Below are 18,364 nucleotides of genomic sequence, written 5' to 3'. Positions count from 1 at the left end.
ATGACGCCCCAGCAGGAGCACGAGTACGACTACGTTGTCGTCGGTGGCGGGTCGGCGGGCGCCGCGGTCGCGGCGCGGCTGAGCGAGGACCCCTCGGTGACGGTCGCGCTGATCGAGGCGGGGCCCAGCGACGTCGGGCTCGACGAGATCCTGATCCTCGAGGACTGGATGGCGCTGCTCGAATCCGGTTACGACTGGGACTATCTCATCGAGCCCCAGGAACACGGCAACTCGTTCATGCGGCACGCCCGGGCGCGGGTGCTCGGTGGGTGCTCGTCGCACAATTCGTGCATCGCGTTCTGGCCGCCGCGCGAGGATCTCGACGAGTGGGCCGGCAACCTCGGCTGCACCGGCTGGGAGGCCGAGGCGATCTTCCCACTCGTCAAGCGCCTGGAGAACAACTCGCGACCCGGCGACCACCACGGCCACGACGGCCCGGTGGTGCTGCGCGACATCCCACCGAACGACCCGTGCGGTGTCGCGATCCTCGACGCGTGCGAGCAGGCCGGTATCCCCCGCGCAACGTTCAACGAGGGCGAGACGATCGTCAACGGCGCCAACTTCTTCCAGATCAATGGGCGCGAGGACGGCGTGCGTTCGTCGTCATCGGTGTCGTACCTGCACCCGATCCTCGACCGGGAGAACCTGACGGTCCTCACCGATCACTGGGCGAAGAAGTTGCCGATCGAGGACGGCCGGTGCGTCGGCGTGGACGTGCTGTTGAAGGACGGCATCCATTCGCGGCGAATCACGGCGCGCCGCGAGGTGATCCTGTCGGCGGGCGCGATCGACTCCCCCAAGCTGCTGATGCTCTCGGGTGTCGGCCCCGCCGAGCACCTACGGGAGATGGGCATCGAGGTGCTCGTCGACTCCCCCGGTGTGGGCAGCAACCTGCAGGACCATCCCGAAGGCGTGATCCAGTGGGAGGCAAAGCAGCCCATGGTGACCCGATCGACCCAGTGGTGGGAGATCGGCATCTTCTCCCCTACCCAGGAGAACCTGGACCGCCCCGATTTGATGTTCCACTACGGCAGCGTCCCGTTCGACATGCACACCGTGCGGCAGGGCTATCCGACGTCGGAGAACGCCTTCTGCCTCACACCCAACGTCACCCACGCCCGATCCCGGGGCACGGTCAGATTGCGCAGCATCGACTTCCGGGACAAGCCGAAGGTGGATCCGCGGTACTTCACCGACCCCTACGACATGAACATCATGATCCAGGGCATCCGCCTGGCCCGGGAGATCGTCGCCCAGCCGGCGATGGCCGAATGGGCGGGCCGGGAGTTGTTCCCCGGCACCGATGTCCAGACCGACGAACAGATCGCCGACTACATCCGGCGCACCCACAACACCGTCTACCACCCGGTGGGTACGGTCCGGATGGGGCCCGACGCGGACTCTCCGCTCGACCCTCAGTTGCAGGTCAAGGGCGTGCAGGGCCTGCGGGTGGCGGACGCCTCGGTGATGCCGAAGATCGTCGCGGTGAACCCGAACATCACCACGACGCTCATCGGCGAACGCTGCGCCGACCTGATCAGGAATTCCTGACCGGCGGGGCCGCTACGAGCGGGACCGGCGCCGCACCAGAGCGAACGTCGCAAGTCCCGCGACCAGCGCGCCGACGCCGAGGACCGCCGTGGACCACCGGGGAGCCGAGGGCTTCTCGGTGGTCTCACCGGAGGCCTGGGCCGGGTCCTGGCCGTGCCCCTCCGACGCCGACAGTGACACCGAGCCACCGGACCAGCTGCTGCTGCGCGCCAGTTCCGTTGCGCCCCTCAGGATCTGAACCGGGGGCAGCGGGCCACCGGCCGACTCGGAACCCGCGAGCAGGTCGCCGTCCGGCGTGAACGCGATCGCCTCGCCCTGCGGCTGGTTCGGCAACGCCACCCGCACCGGTGTGGTGGCGGTGAGCGCCCGCACCAGATCGCCGTCGGGTGCCGAGTACAGGTAGACGTCGGTGTAGGTGCGCAGCGCGGCGACGGTGCCGTCGGCGCTCACCGCGCCGCCGGTGACGAGGGTGGACCCGCCGACCGGCACCGGACCGCCGGGCGTGCTGGTGGGGCCGAGACGTACGTCGCCGACTCGCTCGAGCGGTGTGGGCCCGGGCGACGCCAGGTCGCCGAGCGCGGCCGCACCGGCGGGGCGGTAGATGCCGTTGGTGACGAGGACTTCCTTGGTGACGATCAGCGGAACGCCGTCGCGCTGGATCAGCAGCGCCTCGGCGTCGTGCGGGCCGTCCGGGTACGTCAGCCGGTGCAGCTGCCCCGCGCCGGTGGCCGGGTCGAGGTCGATGAGCGCGACGGTGGAGCGGATGCGCTCGTTGTCGCCGGCGTCCGACAGCCACAGCCGGCCGTCCGGCCCGACACCCATGTCCTCGATGTCGTACGGGTCCACCGGCACCGACAGCGTGCCGGTCACCGCACAGTCGCCGTCCATCACCACGACGGCGTCGTCGGTGCCGCTGTCGCCGATCCCGTAGGTCTTCCCGCCCGCCACCGCCAGCCCCGACAGCTCCGCGAGGGCCGGATCCCCCGGCGTGCAGACCTGCTCGAACTGTGCGCCGGTCACCAACACTCCGGAACCGGAACTCTGCGCGGCCGCGGGCGCGGCCAGCAGCATCGACGGGACCAGGACGAGTGCCGCTCCGGCGAGTGACAGCCGGGCCGCGCCGCGAGGACTACCCACGCCCCGCGAACTCGACGAGGGCCGAGGCGAGCGACTCGGGCACGCGCACGCGCATCCGGGTGCCGCCCTCCTCGTGTGAGGTGTCGAGGATCTGGCCGTCCGAGTGAATCCGGGCGACGAGGTCCCCGCGTGAATAGGGCACGAGCACGTCGACCTCGATCTCCGGTCGCCGAACGATCTCGCCCAGTCGCGTCCGAAGCTCATCGATGCCCTCCCCGGTCCTGGCGGACACGAACACCGCACCGGGCAGCAGCCCGCGCAGCTGGGTGAGAACCACCGGGTCCGCAGCGTCGATCTTGTTTACCACGATCAACTCGGGCGGCGCGGTCGTATCGTTCTCGCGGATGACCTCGGTGATCACCTCACGGACGGCCTTGATCTGATCGGTCGGCAGCGGATCGGATCCGTCGACGACGTGCAGCAGCAGATCGGCGTCGGTGACCTCCTCGAGGGTCGACCGGAACGCCTCGACCAACTGCGTCGGAAGGTGCCGCACGAAACCGACGGTGTCGGTGAGCACGTATTCGCGACCGTCCTCGAACGACGCCTGGCGCGTGGTCGGATCCAGCGTCGCGAACAGCGCGTTCTGTACCAGCACACCGGACCCGGTGAGGGCGTTGAGCAGGCTGGACTTGCCGGCGTTGGTGTAGCCGACGATCGCGACGGACGGGATCTCACTGCGCAGGCGGTGGCTGCGCTTGGTATCCCGCGACGACTTCATCGCCTTGATCTCGCGCCGCAGCTTCGCCATCCGCTCACGGATACGACGACGATCGGTCTCGATCTTGGTCTCACCGGGACCACGCAGACCGACGCCGCCGTTGCTGCCCGCACGGCCACCGGCCTGCCGGGACATCGACTCGCCCCAGCCGCGCAGCCGGGGCAGCATGTACTCCATCTGAGCAAGCGCGACCTGTGCCTTACCCTCGCGGGAGGTCGCGTGCTGCGCGAAGATATCGAGGATCAGCGCGGTCCGGTCGATGACCTTGACCTTGACGACCTTCTCCAGCGCCGTCAGCTGCGCGGGCGTGAGCTCGCCGTCACAGATGACGGTGTCGGCGCCGGTCGCGAGGACCACCTGCCGCAGCTCGTCGGCCTTGCCCGACCCGATGTACGTCGCGGCGTCGGGCTTGTCCCGGCGCTGGACCAGGCCCTCGAGAACCTCGGAGCCGGCAGTTTCGGCGAGGGCGGCGAGCTCGGCCATGCTCGCGTCGGCCTGCGCGGCGGTGCCCGACGTCCAGACACCGACGAGAACCACGCGCTCGAGGCGCAGCTGCCGGTACTCGACCTCGGTGACGTCGGTGAGCTCGGTCGACAAACCCTGCACTCGGCGCAGCGCGGCGCGCTCGTCGATCTGCATGTCGCCGACGGACGGCGCCGCGGAATCGTCGAAGTACTCAGCCTCGCCGGAGGTTGCGTGGTCGTCCGCGGTGGACGGGACGTGGGTGCGATGTGTTTTCGTCATACACGTTCATGGTCCCACGAAGCGAGACCGGCGTGCACGCGCATTTCCGTCCGCCGCCCGGCACCCGGGCGAGCCCGGCATCAACCCAGCTCGGTCCACCAGCGGTCGTCGACCGTGCCGGACGCGACCAGCACCGACGGCCCCCGTAGCGCCGCCCGACCACCGTCGATCGACACCTCCACACGGCCGCCGGGCACCCGCACCTCGACCTTGCCGTCGGTGTCGCCGGATGCCCGCAGCGCCGCGGCGGCGGCCGCGACGGTGCCCGTGCCGCACGACCGGGTCTCGCCCACGCCGCGCTCGTGCACGCGCATCTCCACTGCACCGTCGGCGAGCGGGGTGAGGATCTCGATGTTGACGCCCTGCGGGAAGAATCCGGGATCGAATCCGGGCGCCGCCGTCAGATCCAGCGCCGCGAGTGCCGCGGACGTGAGAGTGGGGTCGACGCACGCGAGGTGGGGGTTACCGACGTCGATGCCGATGCCGTCGAGCAGGCGCCCGCCGACCGTTGCGGTCGACGACCCGAGCTCGCGCACCTGTCCCATGCCGACGGTCACGTCGCCGTACACGTGGTCGGCCGCGTGCACCCGGACGGGGCGGGCGCCGGCGCGGCTGCCCACGACGAACTCGTCGTGCAGCTCGAGGCCGGTCGCGCGCAGGTAGTGCGCGAAGACCCGGACACCGTTGCCGCACATCTCGGCGATCGAGCCGTCACCGTTGCGGTAGTCCATGAACCAGTCGTCGGGACCGACGCCCTGGGGCAGTTCGGCCAGCACGCCCACCGCCGCGAGCGCGCCGGCACGGGCCACCCGCAGCAGGCCGTCGGCTCCGAGCCCGCGACGGCGGTCGCACAGCGCGGCGATCCGGTGTGCGGGCAACGCGAGATCGGCGTCCGGATCCGGCAGGATCACGAAGTCGTTCTCGGTGCCGTGGCCCTTGCTGAATTCCATGGGACTCACTCTAGCGACCGGTCCGCATGCTCCAGCGCGGCCTCGACGAGGTTCGGATCGGCCCCGTCCACCCAGTGCACTCGCGGATCCCGCCGGAACCACGACCGCTGCCGGCGGACGTACCGACGGGTACCGATGAACGTGCGCTCCACCGCCTGGGCGAGGTCGTACTCGCCGTCCAGCATGGCCAGCACCTGCGCGTACCCGATGGCCCGCTGCGCGGTCACACCCTCACGGAGCCCCACCTCGACCAGCGCCCGCACCTCGTCGACCAGGCCCCGATCGAACATCAGCTCGGTGCGCAACCGGATCCGCGCGTCGAGCGCCTCGGTCTCGCGGTCCACACCGACGATGACGGCCCCCCAACGCGGTTCACCGATCTTCGGCGCGGACGCGGCGAACGGCTTGCCGGTGAGCTGCACGACCTCGAGCGCCCGCACGATCCGCCGCCCGTCCGTCGGCAGGATCGACGCCGCCGCCTCCGGATCCACCCGCGCGAGCTCCGCGTGCACCACGGCCACGCCGCGTTCGGCGAGCACGGACTCCCAGTGCGCCCGGATCTGCGGATCGGTCGCCGGGAACGCCCACTCGTCGAGCAGCGACTGCACGTACATCATCGAACCGCCCACGATGATCGGCACTGCGCCCCGCGCGCGGATGTCCTCGATGTCGCGGCGCGCCGACTCCTGGTACCGCGCCACCGTCGCGGTCTCGGTGACGTCCAGCACATCGAGCTGGTGGTGGACGATTCCACGCCGCTCCGGCACGCTCAGCTTCGCGGTGCCCACATCCATCCCGCGGTAGAGCTGCATCGCGTCGATGTTGACGATCTCGCCGCCCAGCCTTTCCGCGAGATCCAGGCCCAGATCCGACTTCCCGGTGGCAGTGGGACCCACGACGGCGATCGGAGTACGACCCTGATCGGTCACGGCAGCCACATCCCGACGTGGTAGCCGACCCCGAAAGGCGCCCCTGAATACAGCGACTCCGCCTTGCGCGGACCGCCGTCCGGGCCGCCGAACGCGGCCGAAAGTGTCTGCCACGCAGCACGGCCGGACAGCCCGATCTCGCCGCACAACCGGGCGTCGAGACCTCCGAGCGCCCCACAGTCACCGCTCGCGAGGGCCCGACCGAGCACCGCCTCGACATCTGCAGACCGCTCGTCGAGCGACCCGGGAGCCTTGTCCGTCAGCGTGTTCGCGCCGTCCGCCACGATCAGAAGTCCCTGCGGGGACGGCGACGCGTCGAGTTCGTGGCGCAACTGCTCGCCCAGGCGCACGCACTCGGCGATCGGCGTGTCGGGCGCGAGGATTCGCACCCGGACCGTGGCCGACGGTGCGGCGCGCCCGCGCAACCACCCGGCGACGAGAGCCGCGAGCGGCATCGCCGGGTCGACCTCGCCGCGGTCGGATTCGCCGGGGGCCAGGCACACTCGCACGTCGACCCCGAATCCCGCGAAGGTGCCGCACGATTCGGGGGAGATCTCGGCGGCGGGCGCACCGGGATCGGCGACACCGATCACGGTCCACTGCCCGCACGCCTCTCCCAGCCTGCCGGACACATCCAGCACGGCTCGGCGCAACCGGTCGGTTTCCGGCGCTGCGGCCCCGGCCAATTGGGGCACCAGCAGCGGGGGCGAGGGCACGAAAGCAGCGGCGGTCAACACACTGCGCCACGGTAGTCGACCCGAGGTGACGCCCTCGGAGGGTCATACCTGTTTCAATAGTCTTGAACAGTCGCTGCAGGCTCCCACCATTTCCGATCGACCGACGGACCCAGGTGGGAGGCGACAGTGCGATCAGGCAGCCGTGACGCGCGGCAGAGACGAGGAGCTATGACCGAGAGCAACGCACCCAAGCCGGGTACCCCCAAGCCGGGTGTCCCCAAGCCCGGCGCCGCCAAGCCGGGTGCCGTGACATCGAGCTCGCCCAAGCCCGGTCCGGCTCCGACCCACGCCATGCCCGCCGTGGCCACCAGCGATCCCAGCCTGTTCGGCCGGGTCGACGACGACGGCACCGCGTGGGTCAAGACGGCCGACGGCGAACGACAGATCGGCTCGTGGCAGGCAGGGGACGCCGCCGAGGGCCTCGCGCACTTCGGACGACGGTACGACGACCTGGCGACCGAGGTGACGCTCCTCGAGACGCGCCTGGCCTCCGGTGCCGGCGATGCCAAGAAGACCCGGGCCGCAGCCGCGGCGCTCGCCGAGTCACTCCCCACCGCGGCGGTCATCGGCGACATCGACACACTGAGCGTTCGTTTGACGGCGATCATCGCGGGCTCCGCGCAGGCCGAGGAGCAGGAGAAGCAAGACAAGGAGCAATCGCGGCAGGAGCAGACCTCCCGCAAGGAGGCGCTCGCGGCCGAGGCCGAGCAGATCGGCAACGAATCCACCCAGTGGAAGGTCGCGGGTGACCGGCTGCGCGAGATCCTCGACGAGTGGAAGACCATCCGGGGACTCGATCGCAAGACCGACGACGCCCTGTGGAAGCGGTACTCGAAGGCCCGCGAGGCCTTCAACCGCCGGCGAGGCACACACTTCGCCGAACTCGATCGGGAGCGCGCCGGCGCGAAGTCCCGCAAGGAGGAGCTCGTCACCCAGGCCGAGGCGTTGGCGACCTCCACTGACTGGGGTCCGACGGCAGGCGAGTTCCGGGACCTGCTCGCCGAGTGGAAGGCCGCCGGACGGGCGCCCCGCGAAGCGGACGACGCCCTGTGGCGCCGTTTCAAGGAGGCGCAGGACGTCTTCTTCGCCGCCCGCAACGCCGCGGCGTCCGAACGCGACGCGGAGTTCGCGCAGAACGCCGTCGCCAAGGAAGAGCTGCTGAAGTCCGCGAGCGCCATCGATCCCGACAAGGATCTCGAGGCGGCTCGCGCGGCGCTGCGCGACCTGCAGGAGAAGTGGGACGCGATCGGCAAGGTTCCGCGCGAGCGGATGCACGATCTCGAAGGCAAGCTCCGCGCCATCGAGAAGCGCGTGCGCGAGGCCGCCGACTCGGAGTGGCGCCGCACCGATCCCGAGGCACTGGCGCGGGCCGCCCAGTTCCGTGAGCGCGTCGCCCAGTTCGAGGAGCAGGCCGCCAAGGCCACCGCGGCAGGCAAGACCAAGGACGCGGAGAAGGCCCTCGCCCAGGCCAAGCAGTGGCGTGAGTGGGCCGAAGCCGCCGAGGGCGCCGTCAACGAGCTCTGATCGGTAACGAGTGAGGGGTGCGACGCCGGTCGGCGTCGCACCCCTCACTCGTGTTTCGGGCGACCTGGGTCGCCGGAACTCAGTTCTGCCAGTCCTCGCGCGCCGAGTCCTCGCTCGCGGCGTTGCGGCGCGCCTCCTCGGCAGCGAGCTGCACCGCGGTCCGGCTCCACACCACCTTGATCCAGTGGAAGGTCAGGACGATGACCGTGATCCAGCCCAGCACGAGACCGAATCCCGGACCCGAACTCGAGGCCTCAGTCGCCGGGAGGGTCTGCCGCGACCAGATCGCGAGCATGCCGAACACCGCCGACACCGCGGTACCGGCCAACGCGATCCACGCCAGCACCCACCGCCGGGTCACGAGCGCGAGAATCGAGAAGACTCCGCCGAACACGAGTGCCATCCACACGAAGATGCGCGACGGCAGCTTGATGTTCTCGTCGATCGCGTCCTGATTGCCGACGAGTACGTCCCAGCCGTTCACGGATCCGGTGTGCGGCAGCGTGAACGACAGCAGGAGCACCAGCACGCACACGGCCACGACGACTGCGCGCATGCCGGGGTCGATCTCCCCCGCGACCTTCTTCTCGGCGGCCTCGAAGTCCTTCTGGTACTCGTCCATCGGATCCGGAACGCCCGGGACACCCGGGCCGTCTCGGTCCGGCCGGTTCTCGCTACCGGAAGCGTCGCCGCTGTCCGAGGTGCTCATGCGTTGCATCCCATCTGTGCTGGCAGCGGTGCGGGGGCGCCGACCTGCGGCAGCCCCAGCCCGACACCGATCGGCGGGGTCTTCGGCGTGACCCCTCGTTCGAACGAGTCGCCGGCGCGGGTGCGCCGGTGGGTGAGGACGAGATTGTCCGCGACCAGGTGGTGCGGGGCAGCACCGGTCACGACGACGGTGATCACGTCGCCGGGGCGCAGGTCGCCGTCGAGGTTGCCCTCGGGACGGAAGTGCACCAGGCGACCGTCTCGTGCGCGTCCGCTCATGCGCGCGGTCTCGGCGTTCTTGCGGCCGTCGCCCGCGGTCACCAGCAGTTCCACCTCGGTGCCGACGAGCTTGCGATTCTCGTCGAGGGTGATCTCCTCCTGCAGCGCGATCAGCCGGTCGTAGCGTTCCTGCACAACGGCTTTCGGCAGCTGGCCGTCCATCTCGGCGGCCGGGGTGCCCGGACGCTTGGAGTACTGGAACGTGAAGGCGCTCGTGAACCGCGCCTGCCGCACCACGTCGAGGGTCGCCTGGAAATCCTCCTCGGTCTCCCCCGGGAAGCCGACGATGATGTCGGTCGTGATCGCGGCATGCGGCATCGCGGCACGAACCTTCTCGATGATTCCGAGGAACTTCGCGCTGCGGTACGACCGGCGCATCGCCTTGAGGACCCGATCCGAGCCGGACTGCAGCGGCATGTGCAGCTGCGGACACACGTTGGGGGTGGTCGCCATCGCCTCGATGACGTCGTCGGTGAACTCGGCCGGATGCGGGGACGTGAACCGCACCCGCTCGAGCCCCTCGATCTGCCCGCACGCGCTCAGCAGCTTCGCGAAGGCGCCGCGGTCCCGCGGGATCTCGGGGTCGGCGAACGAGACGCCGTACGAGTTTACGTTCTGCCCGAGCAGTGTCACCTCGAGGACACCCTCGTTCACGAGCGCCTGGACCTCGGCGAGGATGTCGCCGGGGCGCCGGTCGACCTCCTTGCCACGCAGCGCGGGCACGATGCAGAACGTGCAGGTGTTGTTGCAGCCGACGGAGATCGACACCCATCCGGCGTAGGCGGACTCGCGCTTGGCCGGCAGCGTCGACGGGAACGCCTCGAGCGATTCGAGGATCTCGACCTCGGCCTTCTGATTGTGACGGGCCCGCTCGAGCAGCGCCGGCAGTGAACCGATGTTGTGAGTGCCGAACACGACGTCGACCCACGGGGCCTTCTTCACCACGGTGTCGCGGTCCTTCTGCGCGAGACAGCCGCCGACGGCGATCTGCATCCCGGGGCGCTCCTCCTTGACCGGAGCGAGATGGCTCAGATTCCCGTACAGCTTGTTGTCGGCGTTCTCACGCACCGCACAGGTATTGAAGACCACGAGGTCGGCCTGCTCCCCCGGCACAGCCCTGGTGTAACCGGCGTCCTCGAGTAGACCCGAGAGCCGCTCGGAGTCGTGCACGTTCATCTGACAGCCGTACGTGCGGACCTCGTAGCTGCGCCCGGCGTTCTGGTCGATCGTCTCCACGCGTCCAGGGTACGGCCCCGCACAAAACCGCCTGTCGGGGCCACATTGGTCCACCGACGGCGACCGCCGCGACTGTATCGTTCAAGATCGATCGGCTCTAGACCAGCGGGTACGCAAACAGTCCATATAGGGTTACGCGTTATGACGCAGCCTGAGACAACCGGAACGGCTCCCGGGACCCCGTCGATGATCTTGATGAAGGGTGTCGACAAGCACTACGGCGACCTGCACGTTCTACGGAACATCGAACTCGAGATTCCGGCCGGCCAGGTCGTCGTGATGCTCGGCCCCTCGGGGTCCGGCAAGTCGACGCTGTGCCGCACGATCAATCGACTCGAGCCGATCGACAACGGCTCCATCACGATCGACGGCGTCGCAGTCCCCGCCGAGGGCCGTGCCCTCGCGCGGCTGCGCTCGGACGTCGGGATGGTGTTCCAGAGCTTCAACCTGTTCGCCCACAAGACGGTGCTCGAGAACGTGATGCTGGCGCCGGTCAAGGTCCGCAAGATCGACAAGGCCGAGGCGAAGGAGCGCGCCCTGGCGCTCCTCGAGAGGGTCGGCATCGAGTCGCAGGCCGACAAGTACCCCGCGCAGCTGTCCGGCGGACAGCAGCAGCGCGTGGCGATCGCCCGGTCACTCGCGATGGATCCCAAGGTGATGCTCTTCGACGAGCCCACCTCCGCGCTGGACCCCGAGATGGTCAACGAGGTCCTCGACGTCATGGTCAACCTCGCCAAGGAAGGCATGACCATGATCGTCGTCACCCACGAGATGGGATTCGCGCGCAAGGCCGCCGACCGGATCATCTTCATGGCCGACGGTTCGATCATCGAGGACTCCGACCCCGACACGTTCTTCACCGCACCCGAGTCCGATCGCGCCAAGGACTTCCTCGGCAAGATCCTCGGCCACTGACACCGGGGCGGAGGAAAACACCATGAGACGAATCAGATCCCCCCGCATCCTGTCCGTCGTCGCAGCCCTCACCGCGGTCGTGCTGACGGCCTCGGCGTGCGGCAGCAGCGAGCCACGGGACGTGCTCGCCGACGCCGCCGACGGGCACCTCACCATCGGCACCAAGTACGACCAGCCCGGACTGGCGCTGCGCGAGCCGGACAAGACGATGACCGGCTTCGACGTCGAGGTCGCCAAGTACATCGCGAACTACCTGGGTGTTCCCGAGAGCGGCATCACGTGGCGCGAGGCCCCGTCGGCGCAGCGCGAGAACTTGATCAAGAACGGCGAGGTCGACTTCGTCGTCGGCACGTACTCGATCACCGACAACCGCAAGAAGGTCGTCGACTTCGCCGGCCCGTACTACATCGCGGGGCAGTCGCTTCTGGTCCGCGCCGATGACGACACGATCACCGGACCCGAGTCCCTCCAAGGTGGGAAGAAGCTGTGTTCGGTGTCGGGCTCCACCCCGGCGCAGAAGATCAAGAAATCGTACCCCGGCGTGCAGCTGCAGCAGTTCGACAGCTACTCGTCGTGCGTCGAGGCTCTGCACCGCGGCAAGGTCGACGCCCTGACCACGGACGACATCATCCTGGCCGGATACTCCGCCCAGTACCCCGGTGAGTTCAAGCTTGCCGGTGAACCGTTCACCACCGAGCCCTACGGAGTCGGTCTACCGAAGGGCGATACGGAAGCACGGATGAAGATCAACGATGCGATCGAGGACATGATCGCGACCGGGGCCTGGCAGCGGGCACTCGAGGACACCATGGGCGAGTCCGGCTATGCGCTTCCCGCGCCGCCGGCCGTCGACCGGTACTGATGCGGAGGAGGTGAAATGGGACTACTTGATACTTACGGTGATCAGCTGGTCAGCGCGTTCTGGACAACGGTGCAGCTCACCTTCTGGTCGGCGCTCGGCGCCCTGATCTGGGGCACGCTCCTCGCCGCGATGCGGGTCTCCCCCGTGCCGATCCTCCGGATCTTCGCGACCTGGTACGTCAACATCTTCCGCAACACACCGCTGACGCTCATCATCGTGTTCTGCTCGGTGGGCCTCTACCAGAACCTGGGCGTGTACTTCGCCCCCGAGGACTCCCCGAAGTTCATCGATCAGAACAACTTCCGGCTCGCGGTGCTCGGGTTCGTCGTCTACACCGCCGCTTTCGTGTGCGAGTCGCTGCGGTCGGGCATCAACACCGTTCCGCTCGGCCAGGCCGAGGCGGCCCGCTCACTGGGCCTGACGTTCACCCAGAGTGTCCGGATGATCGTGCTGCCGCAGGCGTTCCGCGCGGTCATCGCGCCCCTGGGCAGCGTGCTGATCGCGTTGACGAAGAACACCACGATCGCTTCGGCCATCGGTGTGGCCGAGGCGTCACTGCTCATGAAGACGATGATCGAGAACGAGGCCGACAAGCTGTTCCTCGTCTTCGCGATCTTCGCGATCGGATTCATGATCCTGACGCTGCCGGTCGGCTTCCTGTTCGGTTACCTCGGCAAGCGTCTGGCGGTGAAGCGATGACCCAGCAGTCGAGCGTTCTCTTCGACATCCCCGGCCCCCGGGCCCGGGTACGGAACCGGCTGATCGCGATCGTCTTCGGCATCGTCCTCGTCGCGGTCGCGCTGTACGTGCTCAACGTGCTGGCCGACAACGGCCAGCTCGAGGCCGACAAGTGGTCGCCGTTCCTGGACCACTTCACGTGGACCACCTACCTACTGCCGGGCCTGAAGGGCACGCTGCTCGCGGCGTCCCTGTCGATCGTGTTCGCGCTGATCCTCGGCGCGGTCCTCGGCATCGGTCGACTCTCCGATCACCGGTGGGTCCGCTGGATCTGCGGCGCGTTCGTGGAGTTCTTCCGGGCGATTCCGGTGCTGATCCTGATGATCTTCGCCTACCAGGCGTTCGCCCAGTACGGCGTGTTCCCGTCGAACCAGCTGGCGCTGGCCGCGGTCGTCGTGGGCCTGACCCTGTACAACGGCTCGGTCATCGCTGAGATCCTGCGGGCCGGCATCCTGTCGCTGCCGAAGGGTCAGACCGAGGCCGCGTCAGCGCTCGGTATGCGCAAGGGCCAGATGATGCGGCTGATCCTGCTGCCGCAGGCGATCACCACGATGCTGCCGGCCCTGGTGTCTCAGATGGTGGTTGCGCTGAAGGACTCGGCGCTCGGCTACCAGATCGGCTACATCGAGCTGATCCGCAGCGGCCAGCAGGCGGCGTCGTACTACCGCAACTTCTTCGCAGCACTGGTCGTGGTCGGTGTGATCATGGTGATCATCAACTTCGCGCTCACGTCCTTCGCGACGTGGCTCGAGAAGCGGCTCCGCAGCGGCGGCAAGAAGGGCACCCGCCCGGTCGTCGTGCCGATCGACACCAACGAACTCGACGGCGCCCCCGGCATCGACGAGTTCAGCGACACCGTGAAGTCGCAGCCGCGACTCTGACGGTACGAGCACCGTGAAGGGCTCGCGGAGGAATCAATCCTCCGCGAGCCCTTTACGTTTCCGAGCCGAGGTCGTCCAGTTCCGCCTTGACGACGGCGAACGACATGGATGCCGGGTAGCCGCGGCGCGCGAGCATGCCGACGAGTCGGCGCATCAATTTTTCTCTGTCGTCGCGGTCTGCGATGTCCTCAGCGGTGATACGTACGAGCTTCTTGCGGACCAGTTCGGCGGCCTTCTCGTGTTCGTCGTCGGAACTGATCTGCGACAGCGCCTCGGTGGACGTCTGCTGGTCGATGCCCTTGCGGCGCAGTTCCGTTGCGAGTGCCCGCCGGCCGCGACCGGAGTAGGTGTGCCGAGAGTGGACCCACTGCTCCGCGAACGCGGCATCGTCGACGAGGCCGACCTCGGCGAGGCGGTCGAGGACTCGCTCCACGACGGCCTGCGGGTAGCCCTTCTGCGCCAGCTTCTGCTCGAGTTCCGCGCGGCTGCGCGCACGATCGGTGAGCAGCCGCAGACACACGTCCTTGGCCCGCGCCGCGAGCGTCTCCGGGGAGCCCTGGAGTTCGAACGGTTCCCCGTCCGGGCCGACCTGGCGACCCCGTGAACGCCCCCTGCCCGAGCGGCTCGTGCGCCGTTCGGGGCCGTGATCCGTTTCGCCGTCGGTCATCGTTGGGTGGTTCTCCCCCGCCCGATCGGCATCGCCGGCCGAGCGGGGTACGACACTCACCGGCCTAGAAGTCGGCCGACTCGGCACTGTCGTCGGTCACGACCGCACCGATACCGAGCTTCTCCTTGATCTTCTTCTCGATCTCGTCGCGGATGTCGGTGTTCTCGAGCAGGAACTTGCGGGCATTCTCCTTGCCCTGGCCCAGCTGATCGCCCTCGTACGTGTACCAGGATCCGGACTTGCGGATGAACCCGTGCTCGACGCCCATGTCGATCAGCGAGCCCTCCTTGCTGATGCCCTGGCCGTAGAGGATGTCGAACTCGGCCTGCTTGAACGGCGGCGACACCTTGTTCTTGACGACCTTGACGCGGGTGCGGTTACCGACCGCGTCGGTGCCGTCCTTGAGCGTCTCGATGCGGCGGACGTCGAGGCGGACCGAGGAGTAGAACTTGAGCGCCTTACCACCGGTCGTGGTCTCGGGCGAGCCGAACATCACACCGATCTTCTCGCGCAGCTGGTTGATGAAGATCGCCGTGGTGCCCGAGTTGTTGAGGGCACCGGTCATCTTGCGCAGCGCCTGGCTCATCAGTCGCGCCTGCAGACCGACGTGGCTGTCGCCCATCTCGCCCTCGATCTCGGCACGCGGCACCAGCGCGGCCACCGAGTCGACGACGATGATGTCGAGGGCGCCGGAACGGATCAGCATGTCCGCGATCTCGAGCGCCTGCTCACCGGTGTCGGGCTGCGAGACCAGGAGGGCGTCGGTGTCGACACCGAGCTTGCGGGCGTACTCCGGATCGAGCGCGTGCTCGGCGTCGATGAACGCCGCGATGCCGCCGGCGGCCTGCGCGTTCGCCACCGCGTGCAGCGCGACTGTCGTCTTACCCGAGGACTCCGGACCGTAGATCTCGACGACGCGTCCGCGGGGCAGACCGCCGATACCCAGCGCCACGTCCAGCGCGATCGATCCGGTGGGGATCACGGCGATGGGCTGATGAGCCTCCTCACCCAGACGCATCACCGAGCCCTTGCCGAAGCTCTTGTCGATCTGTGCCAGAGCCAGCTCGAGCGCCTTGTCGCGGTCGTGTGCCTGTGGTGCCATCGTGGTCCCCTTTTCGAAGTCTCGTCCAGCGATCTGGGATCAGGTTAGAGCCCGGTACCGACAACTTCGCCGGCTCGAACGGTCCGAACCGCCGCACTCAGCCGCAACGTGTGGACGACAACGGATGATCCCAGCATAAGCGAACATCTGTTCGAGTCAATCACCGGCGGGGGTGCCGCACCGCCGGCGCCGCGCTATCTACGCTGCGGCGGAACGTCGAACTCGTCGCACAGCGCGCGCCACACCGCGCGGGGGTCCTCGCCGTCCTCGATGGCGTCGACGGCGGTCTTCCCGCCCAGACTGAGGATGACGTGGTCGACCAGCAGGGAGTCGCCGCGTACCTGTCCGAACTCTTCCCGGACGAGATCATGGAATTCGGTCAGTCGCACATGTGCCACCGTAGCGGAATCGGCCGGACCGCCACGCCGCTCATGCCGCCGCCCGGCACACCGCGACCGGGTCGGCGACGTCCGCGATCCCGTCGGCCGCCCGCCGCGCGGCGGCAGCGTAGGCCGGGTCGTCGAGGACCTTCTGCACCGCGTCCCGCAGCGTCGCGACCTCCAGCGGGCGGATCATCACCCCCAGACCGCCACGGGCGACCCGGTTCGCGACCTCCCACTGGTCCCCGCCACCGGGGACCGTCACCGCCGGCACACCTGCCAGGAGTCCCTTCGCGAGCACACCGTGGCCGGCGCCGCAGATCAGCGCCGACGCATTCCGCAGCATCTCGTCCTGCCGCCCGTACCCGGCACGCACCCAGTCCGGCAGATCGATCTCGGGCTTGTCGAACAGGGTCACGAGCATCCGCACACCCAGCCCGTCGAGCGCCCGGATCGCCGTGTCGAGCATGCCGCCGGCCCCCGTCGACGCGGTGGACGGCGCCAGGACCACCAGCGGCCCGTCCCCCGGCGGCGGGTCGAGCACGTTGTCGGCAGGCTCCCACACGAGCGGCCCGACGACATGCGCGTTCGACGGCCAGTCCGGGCGCGGCACCTCGAGCGCTGGCAGGGTCGCGATCAGCCGCGCCGCCGGGCCCGGGTCCCGGGCGGACAGGCCGACGCTCACCCGCGCCTCGCTGCGCTGGACCCGCCCCTTCCGGATCGACGGCGCGGTCGCGGCCCGCAGCAGCGCGTCCCGGAGGCGGCCGCCGACACCGGTGCCGGGCGCCATACCCGACCCGATGGGCGGCAGGCCCTTCGACGGCAGGTACAGCGGGTGCGGCGACAACTCCACCCACGGCACCCCGAGCCGTTCGGCAGCCATGCCGCCGCCGACGGTGATGATGTCGGACACCACGAGATCGGGCGCGACGTCACGCATGTCGGGCAGCAGCGCCGTCGAGACGTGCGCCGCCCGACCGTGGATCTTCGATCCGGAGTCGGAGTCGTCGTCGAACTCGCGCGGCGCGAGACCACCGAGCTTGCGCGCCTCGATCCCGATGCCACGTGCGACGTCGAGCCACCGTCCCGCGGAGAAGAACACCGGATCGTCGCCCGCGGCAACGAATTTCCGACACAGCGCCAGGGCCGGGACGGCATGACCGGCCTCTGGTCCGGCGACAACAGCTACTCGCATCCGCTCAGGGTGCCACACCGGCGGCCCGCTGCAGCGCGGTCAGCGATTCCGCGCTGCGCGGGTTTCGGTCGCGCGCCTGCGGTCAGCCGCGAACGAGCGGTCCGAGGGTGCGACCGACCAGTTCGACGATGCCCGGCTGGTGTCCGTTGGCCACCAGATTGACGATCACGCCGTCGACGCCCACGTCGAGTACCCGGGTCTTGATCTGCTCGGCCACCTCGTCCGGGCTGCCGACGAACTGCCGATCCGTCGCGACGGCCCGCTCGGCCACCGACAGTGCCGACAGGTCCACGCCACGCGACAGCAGGAACTCGCGCTGCATCTCGCGGGCCCTGTCCCCGTCCTCGTCGAGCATCACGAACGCGAGAAAGCTCGTCTCGAGCGTCTTCGGGTCACGGTCGACCTCCTCGCAGCGCTGTGCGAGGGCCTCGAGTTTGCGCGGCAGCTCGGTCGCGTTCGCGATGATGTTGAGGTGGTCGGCGTAGCGGGCCGCGAGCCCGAACGTCTTCTTCTCGCCGCCGCCGCCGAGCATGATCGGCAGGTCGTCGCGGATGCGCGGCTCGTTGATCGCGTTCTCGACGTGGTACCACTTGCCCTCGAACGTCGGCCGGTCGCCGTGGAGCATCGGCGAGATGATCGCGAGCGCCTCCGTGAGCCGCTCGAACCGGTCGGTGAACGTGCCGAACTCGAATCCCAACTGCTGGTGTTCGAGCTCGAACCAGCCGGCGCCGATGCCCAGGACCGCCCGGCCGCCGCTGACGACGTCGAGCGTGGACACCGTCTTGGCGAGCATCGCCGGGTTCCGGTAGGTGTTGCCGGTGACCAGTGCGGACAACTGGATCGAGTCGGTGGCCGTCGCGATTCCGGCCAGTGCCGTGTAGGCCTCGAGCATCGGCTCGTCGGGCTCGCCGATCCCCGGCAGTTGGTAGAAGTGGTCCATCACGAACACGGCGTCGAATCCGGCGGCCTCCGCCTCCCGAGCCTGGGCGATGACAGTCGGAAACAGGTCGCGGACGGGAGTCGAGTAGCTGAAGTTCGGAATCTGGTACCCGAGTCGAATACTCATGACATTCGACGCTACGCCCGCAACGGTATTCGCGCGCCCCTT

18 protein-coding genes are annotated in these 18,364 nt (G+C 68.8%); 6 read left to right on the top strand and 12 right to left on the bottom strand.

All coding sequences use genetic code 11. The features are described 5' to 3' along the window. Complete coding sequence (locus tag DEU38_RS08185; RefSeq protein WP_114719859.1) at positions 1 to 1,551, top strand: GMC family oxidoreductase; 1,551 nt, start codon at positions 1 to 3, stop codon at positions 1,549 to 1,551. Positions 1,552 to 1,563: 12 nt separating this feature from the next. Here the strand turns inward: DEU38_RS08185 and DEU38_RS08180 are convergent, their stop codons facing one another. From DEU38_RS08180 to DEU38_RS08160, 5 genes are all read right to left on the bottom strand, one after another. Next, complete coding sequence (locus tag DEU38_RS08180) at positions 1,564 to 2,622, bottom strand: hypothetical protein (RefSeq protein WP_114720032.1); 1,059 nt, start codon at positions 2,620 to 2,622, stop codon at positions 1,564 to 1,566. A gap of 58 nt (positions 2,623 to 2,680) precedes the next feature. Further along, positions 2,681 to 4,153 carry a GTPase HflX gene (hflX, locus tag DEU38_RS08175; protein WP_114719857.1) on the bottom strand — a complete coding sequence of 491 codons (1,473 nt, stop codon included), beginning with the start codon at positions 4,151 to 4,153 and terminating at the stop codon, positions 2,681 to 2,683. An 80-nt stretch (positions 4,154 to 4,233) separates the two neighbouring features. Next, complete coding sequence (gene dapF, locus DEU38_RS08170; protein ID WP_114719855.1) at positions 4,234 to 5,103, bottom strand: diaminopimelate epimerase; 870 nt, start codon at positions 5,101 to 5,103, stop codon at positions 4,234 to 4,236. Positions 5,104 to 5,108: 5 nt separating this feature from the next. Next, entirely contained in the window at positions 5,109 to 6,041 is a 933-nt protein-coding gene (gene miaA / locus DEU38_RS08165) for a tRNA (adenosine(37)-N6)-dimethylallyltransferase MiaA (protein WP_114719853.1), read from the bottom strand. After that, positions 6,029 to 6,769, bottom strand: a complete 741-nt coding sequence (locus DEU38_RS08160; protein ID WP_114719851.1) for a hypothetical protein — start codon at positions 6,767 to 6,769, stop codon at positions 6,029 to 6,031. Before DEU38_RS08160 ends, miaA begins: the two co-directional genes overlap by 13 nt. Before the next feature lie 168 nt (positions 6,770 to 6,937). Between DEU38_RS08160 and DEU38_RS08155 the strand changes: the two genes are divergently transcribed. Continuing rightward, positions 6,938 to 8,293, top strand: coding sequence for a DUF349 domain-containing protein (locus DEU38_RS08155; protein ID WP_114719849.1), 1,356 nt, complete (start codon positions 6,938 to 6,940; stop codon positions 8,291 to 8,293). Between the two features lie 79 nt (positions 8,294 to 8,372). Here DEU38_RS08155 and DEU38_RS08150 read toward each other — a convergent pair whose 3' ends face one another. Then, the gene (locus tag DEU38_RS08150) at positions 8,373 to 9,011 is read right to left on the bottom strand and encodes a hypothetical protein (protein WP_114719847.1); all 639 of its coding nucleotides are present in this window, start codon (positions 9,009 to 9,011) and stop codon (positions 8,373 to 8,375) included. Beyond that, positions 8,999 to 10,516, bottom strand: a complete 1,518-nt coding sequence (gene miaB / locus DEU38_RS08145; protein WP_114719845.1) for a tRNA (N6-isopentenyl adenosine(37)-C2)-methylthiotransferase MiaB — start codon at positions 10,514 to 10,516, stop codon at positions 8,999 to 9,001. The genes DEU38_RS08150 and miaB overlap by 13 nt, the downstream gene beginning before the upstream one ends. A 186-nt stretch (positions 10,517 to 10,702) precedes the next feature. Between miaB and DEU38_RS08140 the strand changes: the two genes are divergently transcribed. Genes DEU38_RS08140 through DEU38_RS08125 form a run of 4 tightly spaced genes read left to right on the top strand, consistent with a single transcriptional unit; the run spans position 10,703 to position 13,912 of the window. After that, positions 10,703 to 11,431, top strand: a complete 729-nt coding sequence (locus DEU38_RS08140; RefSeq protein ID WP_174909744.1) for an amino acid ABC transporter ATP-binding protein — start codon at positions 10,703 to 10,705, stop codon at positions 11,429 to 11,431. A gap of 22 nt (positions 11,432 to 11,453) precedes the next feature. Further along, a complete protein-coding gene (locus DEU38_RS08135; protein WP_114719841.1) occupies positions 11,454 to 12,293 on the top strand; it encodes a glutamate ABC transporter substrate-binding protein in 840 nt (279 codons plus the stop codon). Positions 12,294 to 12,308: 15 nt separating this feature from the next. Further along, entirely contained in the window at positions 12,309 to 12,992 is a 684-nt protein-coding gene (locus tag DEU38_RS08130; RefSeq protein ID WP_114719839.1) for an amino acid ABC transporter permease, read from the top strand. Beyond that, a complete protein-coding gene (locus tag DEU38_RS08125; protein WP_114719837.1) occupies positions 12,989 to 13,912 on the top strand; it encodes an amino acid ABC transporter permease in 924 nt (307 codons plus the stop codon). The genes DEU38_RS08130 and DEU38_RS08125 overlap by 4 nt, the downstream gene beginning before the upstream one ends. 52 nt (positions 13,913 to 13,964) lie before the next feature. On the opposite strand, the gene recX is transcribed toward DEU38_RS08125, so the two are convergent. From recX to DEU38_RS08100, 5 genes are all read right to left on the bottom strand, one after another. Continuing rightward, entirely contained in the window at positions 13,965 to 14,579 is a 615-nt protein-coding gene (gene recX / locus DEU38_RS08120; protein WP_114719835.1) for a recombination regulator RecX, read from the bottom strand. 64 nt (positions 14,580 to 14,643) lie between these two features. Further along, positions 14,644 to 15,681 carry a recombinase RecA gene (gene recA, locus DEU38_RS08115; protein WP_114719833.1) on the bottom strand — a complete coding sequence of 346 codons (1,038 nt, stop codon included), beginning with the start codon at positions 15,679 to 15,681 and terminating at the stop codon, positions 14,644 to 14,646. A 194-nt stretch (positions 15,682 to 15,875) separates the two neighbouring features. Beyond that, on the bottom strand, positions 15,876 to 16,070 hold the full coding sequence (locus DEU38_RS08110) for a DUF3046 domain-containing protein (RefSeq protein ID WP_114719831.1): 195 nt from the start codon (positions 16,068 to 16,070) through the stop codon (positions 15,876 to 15,878). A gap of 40 nt (positions 16,071 to 16,110) precedes the next feature. Next, entirely contained in the window at positions 16,111 to 17,256 is a 1,146-nt protein-coding gene (locus DEU38_RS08105) for a glycosyltransferase (RefSeq protein ID WP_114719829.1), read from the bottom strand. Between the two features lie 82 nt (positions 17,257 to 17,338). Continuing rightward, positions 17,339 to 18,322 (bottom strand): LLM class F420-dependent oxidoreductase, encoded by a 984-nt coding sequence (locus tag DEU38_RS08100; RefSeq protein ID WP_114719827.1) that lies wholly within the window; start codon positions 18,320 to 18,322, stop codon positions 17,339 to 17,341. Positions 18,323 to 18,364: the final 42 nt, after the last annotated feature.

The sequence above is a fragment of the Rhodococcus sp. AG1013 genome, assembly GCF_003350365.1.
Taxonomy (GTDB): domain Bacteria; phylum Actinomycetota; class Actinomycetes; order Mycobacteriales; family Mycobacteriaceae; genus Prescottella.
Note: the sequence above shows the minus strand (reverse complement) of the source record. Positions and strands in the feature narration are given on the sequence as shown.

Excerpts from the sequence above, each read along its gene's own strand:
- DEU38_RS08155 (WP_114719849.1), top strand. The coding sequence starts at position 6,938 with ATGACCGAGAGCAACGCACCCAAGCCGGGTACCCCCAAGCCGGGTGTC.
- dapF (WP_114719855.1), bottom strand. The coding sequence starts at position 5,103 with ATGGAATTCAGCAAGGGCCACGGCACCGAGAACGACTTCGTGATCCTG.
- recA (WP_114719833.1), bottom strand. The coding sequence starts at position 15,681 with ATGGCACCACAGGCACACGACCGCGACAAGGCGCTCGAGCTGGCTCTG.
- DEU38_RS08125 (WP_114719837.1), top strand. The coding sequence starts at position 12,989 with ATGACCCAGCAGTCGAGCGTTCTCTTCGACATCCCCGGCCCCCGGGCC.
- DEU38_RS08150 (WP_114719847.1), bottom strand. The coding sequence starts at position 9,011 with ATGCAACGCATGAGCACCTCGGACAGCGGCGACGCTTCCGGTAGCGAG.
- DEU38_RS08185 (WP_114719859.1), top strand. The coding sequence starts at position 1 with ATGACGCCCCAGCAGGAGCACGAGTACGACTACGTTGTCGTCGGTGGC.
- hflX (WP_114719857.1), bottom strand. The coding sequence starts at position 4,153 with ATGACGAAAACACATCGCACCCACGTCCCGTCCACCGCGGACGACCAC.
- recX (WP_114719835.1), bottom strand. The coding sequence starts at position 14,579 with ATGACCGACGGCGAAACGGATCACGGCCCCGAACGGCGCACGAGCCGC.
- DEU38_RS08140 (WP_174909744.1), top strand. The coding sequence starts at position 10,703 with ATGATCTTGATGAAGGGTGTCGACAAGCACTACGGCGACCTGCACGTT.
- DEU38_RS08130 (WP_114719839.1), top strand. The coding sequence starts at position 12,309 with ATGGGACTACTTGATACTTACGGTGATCAGCTGGTCAGCGCGTTCTGG.
- DEU38_RS08135 (WP_114719841.1), top strand. The coding sequence starts at position 11,454 with ATGAGACGAATCAGATCCCCCCGCATCCTGTCCGTCGTCGCAGCCCTC.
- DEU38_RS08180 (WP_114720032.1), bottom strand. The coding sequence starts at position 2,622 with ATGCTGCTGGCCGCGCCCGCGGCCGCGCAGAGTTCCGGTTCCGGAGTG.
- DEU38_RS08100 (WP_114719827.1), bottom strand. The coding sequence starts at position 18,322 with ATGAGTATTCGACTCGGGTACCAGATTCCGAACTTCAGCTACTCGACT.
- DEU38_RS08105 (WP_114719829.1), bottom strand. The coding sequence starts at position 17,256 with ATGCGAGTAGCTGTTGTCGCCGGACCAGAGGCCGGTCATGCCGTCCCG.